This is a genomic window from Thermoanaerobacter siderophilus SR4 (assembly GCF_000262445.1).
GTDB lineage: Bacteria > Bacillota > Thermoanaerobacteria > Thermoanaerobacterales > Thermoanaerobacteraceae > Thermoanaerobacter > Thermoanaerobacter ethanolicus.
Window position 1 is genome coordinate 1,720,504 of sequence record NZ_CM001486.1, and the last position, 4,403, is coordinate 1,724,906.

The following is a 4,403-nucleotide window of genomic DNA, read 5'->3' on the forward strand; positions in this document are numbered from 1 at the left end:
CATAACAGGGATATCCCCAATAATGCTGGATGACTTAACGAGTGGGTTTAACATAGCATTAAATGTCACAATGGATTTAAGCTTAAATGAGATGCTAGGATTTACAGAAGAAGAAGTAGTGAAGATACTAGAAGAAGTAGGGATAGAGGAAAAAGAAAGAGAAAAATCATTAGAAGAATTAAAAGAATTATACGATGGTTATTTATTTAGTGCAGAAGCGGAGAAGAGGATATACAATCCCGACATGGTATTGTATTATCTTGACAGCATAGTAAGATACAAAAAACCGCCTAGAAATTTAATAGACGACAATGTAAAGACAGACTATGGTAGGCTAAACAGGCTTACAATGAATGAAGAGAACAAGGCATTGCTAGAGAGGATCATAAAAGAGGAAGGGATAGTAGCGGAGATAGTAACAAAATTTTCATTTGACAGAATGTACGACGAAGAATACTTTGTATCACTGCTATTCTATATGGGATTACTCACGATAGAGAGGCAAGAAAAAACGAGATTATTTTTAAAAATACCCAATTATGTAATCAAGACAATAATGTGGGAATATATAGAAACGAATTTAAAGAAAGAATACAAAATTAATCTTGACCTAAATGAGTTAAGGAAGACCATAGAAGAGATGGCGTATGAAGGGAGAATAAAACCGTATATAGAGTATATAAGCCAGAACGTGCTAAAGGTGCTTTCGAACAGGGACATAATAAACTTTGATGAAAAATATATCAAAGTGATATTAATTACATATCTTGTAAACAGTAAAGCCTATAGGCCAATAAGTGAGAGGGAGACAGAAGGAGGGTATATAGACATATACTTGGAGAGGGACATAAGGATACCAGATATAAAATACGAGTGGTTGATAGAGCTAAAGTATGTAAAGAAGAGTGAGAAAGACAAGGTAGACAAGATAAAAGAAGAAGGAATAAAGCAGCTTAAGAGGTATAGAGAAAGTAAAGGGCTAAAAGAGAGAAAAGATGTAAAGCAGGCGCTAATCATATTCATAGGCAAGGACGAATACCAAGTAATTGAAGTGTAAAAAAGAAAAGAAAGAGGTGGTAAAGATGAAGAAAATACCCTATGGGATGTCAAATTTCAGAGCGATGAGAGAAGAAGGATATTTGTATGTAGACAAGACGATGTATATAGAGAAGATAGAGAACCTAAACAGCAAATACCTGTTTTTCATAAGACCGAGGAGGTTTGGAAAGAGTCTCTTTCTCTCCACATTAGAGAACTACTATGACATAAACAATGAGGAAGACTTTGAGAAACTATTTGGCGACTTATATATAGGGAAGAACCCAACAAAGCTAAAGAACAGTTATATGATACTCAAACTGAATTTTTCAGGATTAGATACAGGCAATAGAGACAGGTTAGAAATATCATTCAAGCAAAACCTAATTGATTCAATAAGCAGCTTTTTAAATAAATACCAAAGCATATTTAAAGACATAGACGAAATAAAAGAGCATGTCAAAGAGAAATCAGATATAAAATCAATAATAAACCAGCTAATTGAGGAAGTAGAAAAAGTAGGTAAAAAGGTATACCTAATAATAGACGAATATGACCATTTTGCTAATGACATAATAGCGATGGGGGACAATGAATTTTACAGAGAGATAGTGAGGGCATCAGGCTTTGTAAGAGACTTTTATGAGACATTGAAGATAGGGACAGAGAGTGTAATAGACAGGATATTCATAACAGGGATATCCCCAATAATGCTGGATGACTTAACGAGTGGGTTTAACATAGCATTAAATGTCACAATGGATTTAAGCTTAAATGAGATGCTAGGATTTACAGAAGAAGAAGTAGTGAAGATACTAGAAGAAGTAGGGATAGAGGAAAAAGAGAATTTAATAAATAACTTAAGGGAATTATACGATGGCTATAAATTCAACAAAAATGCCAAGACAAGGGTATACAATCCAGACATGGTACTATACTTTTTAGCACAATACAAAAACACAGGAGGATATCCAGAGTATTTAATAGACGACAATGTAAAGACAGACTATGGTAGGCTAAACAGGCTTACAATGAATGAAGAGAACAAGGTATTGCTAGAGAGAATCATAAAAGAGGAAGGGATAGTAGCGGAGATAGTAACAAAATTTTCATTTGACAGGATGTACGACGAAGAATACTTTGTATCACTGCTATTCTATATGGGATTACTCACGATAGAGAGGCAAGAAAAAACGAGATTATTTTTAAAAATACCCAATTACGTAATCAAGACAATAATGTGGGAATATATAGAAACGAATTTAAAGAAAGAATACAAAATTAATCTTGACCTAAATGAGTTAAGGAAGACCATAGAAGAGATGGCGTATGAAGGGAGAATAAAACCATATATAGAGTATATAAGCCAGAATGTGCTAAAGGTGCTTTCGAACAGGGACATAATAAACTTTGATGAAAAATATATCAAAGTGATATTAATTACGTATCTTGTAAACAGTAAAGCCTATAGGCCAATAAGTGAGAGGGAGACAGAAGGAGGGTATATAGACATATACTTGGAGAGGGACATAAGGATACCAGATATAAAATACGAGTGGTTGATAGAGCTAAAGTATGTAAAGAAGAGTGAGAAAGACAAGATAGACAAGATAAAAGAAGAAGGAATAAAGCAGCTTAAGAGGTATAGAGAAAGTAAAGGGCTAAAAGAGAGAAAAGATGTAAAGCAGGCGCTAATCATATTCATAGGCAAGGACGAATACCAAGTAATTGAAGTGTAAAAAAGAAAAGAAAGAGGTGGTAAAGATGAAGAAAATACCCTATGGGATGTCCAATTTCAGAGCGATGAGAGAAGAAGGATACCTGTATGTAGACAAAACGATGTATATAGAGAAGATAGAGAACTTAAATAGCAAATACCTGTTTTTCATAAGGCCGAGGAGGTTTGGGAAAAGTCTCTTTCTTTCCACATTAGAGAACTACTATGACATAAACAATGAGAAAGACTTTGAGAAACTATTTGGCGACTTATATATAGGGAAGAATCCAACAAAGCTAAAGAACAGTTATATGATACTCAAACTGAATTTTTCAGGCCTAAACACAGAAAACAAAGACCAACTAAAAGAGTCCTTTTTGTTAAGTGTGAAAAATTCAATAAATGCTTTATTAGGCAGATACGAGGGTATATTAGAAAATACGGAAGAAATAAGGAAGAAAATTGACCAAATAACTGATATAAATGCGGTTATAATGACGATAATAAATGAAGTAAAAAAAGTAGGTAAAAAGATTTATCTAATAATAGACGAATATGACCATTTTGCCAATGACATAATAGCGATGGGTGAGAGTGAATTTTACAGAGAGATAGTGAGGGCATCAGGTTTTGTAAGAGACTTTTATGAGACATTGAAGATAGGGACAGAGAGTGTAATAGACAGGATATTCATAACAGGGATATCTCCAATAATGCTGGATGACTTAACGAGTGGGTTTAACATAGCATTAAATGTCACAATGGATTTAAGCTTAAATGAGATGCTAGGATTTACAGAAGAAGAAGTAGTGAAGATACTAGAAGAAGTAGGGATAGAGGAAAAAGAGAATTTAATAAATAACTTAAGGGAATTATACGATGGCTATAAATTCAACAAAAATGCCAAGACAAGGGTATACAATCCAGACATGGTACTATACTTTTTAGCACAATACAAAAACACAGGAGGATATCCAGAGTATCTAATAGACGACAATGTAAAGACAGACTATGGCAGGCTAAACAGGCTTACAATGAATGAAGAGAACAGGGCATTGTTAGAGAGGATCATAAAAGAGGAAAGGATAGTAGCGGAGATAGTAACAAAATTTTCATTTGACAGAATGTACGACGAAGAATACTTTATTTCTCTTCTATTTTATATGGGATTATTAACAATAAAAAATTACAAGTACAATATCTTATAACTTGAAATACCTAATTACGTAATAAAAACAATGAATTGGGAGTACTTCGAAACAAAATTAAAGGAAGAAAACAACATAAAATATGAAATGCTGGAATAGCCAAAAGCCATAGAAGAGATGGCGTATGAAGGGAGAATAAAACCATATATAGAGTATATAAGCCAGAATGTGCTAAAGGTGCTTTCGAACAGGGACATAATAAACTTTGATGAAAAATATATCAAAGTGATATTAATTACGTATCTTGTAAACAGTAAAGCCTATAGGCCAATAAGTGAGAGGGAGACAGAAGGAGGGTATATAGACATATACTTGGAGAGGGACATAAGGATACCAGATATAAAATACGAGTGGTTGATAGAGCTAAAGTATGTAAAGAAGAGTGAGAAAGACAAGATAGACAAGATAAAAGAAGAAGGAATAAAGCAGCTTAAGAGGTA

General features: G+C 33.6%; 2 protein-coding genes and 1 pseudogene. All 3 read left to right on the top strand.

Features of this window, described 5'->3' with window-relative positions:
* A partial coding sequence (locus tag THESIDRAFT1_RS08435; protein ID WP_006570105.1) for a PD-(D/E)XK nuclease domain-containing protein occupies positions 1–1,057 on the top strand: 1,057 nt, incomplete at its 5' end.
* 25 nt (positions 1,058–1,082) lie between these two features.
* Complete coding sequence (locus THESIDRAFT1_RS08440; protein WP_006570106.1) at positions 1,083–2,777, top strand: ATP-binding protein; 1,695 nt, start codon at positions 1,083–1,085, stop codon at positions 2,775–2,777.
* 25 nt (positions 2,778–2,802) lie between these two features.
* Positions 2,803–4,403, top strand: a pseudogene (locus THESIDRAFT1_RS08445) (ATP-binding protein); the annotation flags it as partial.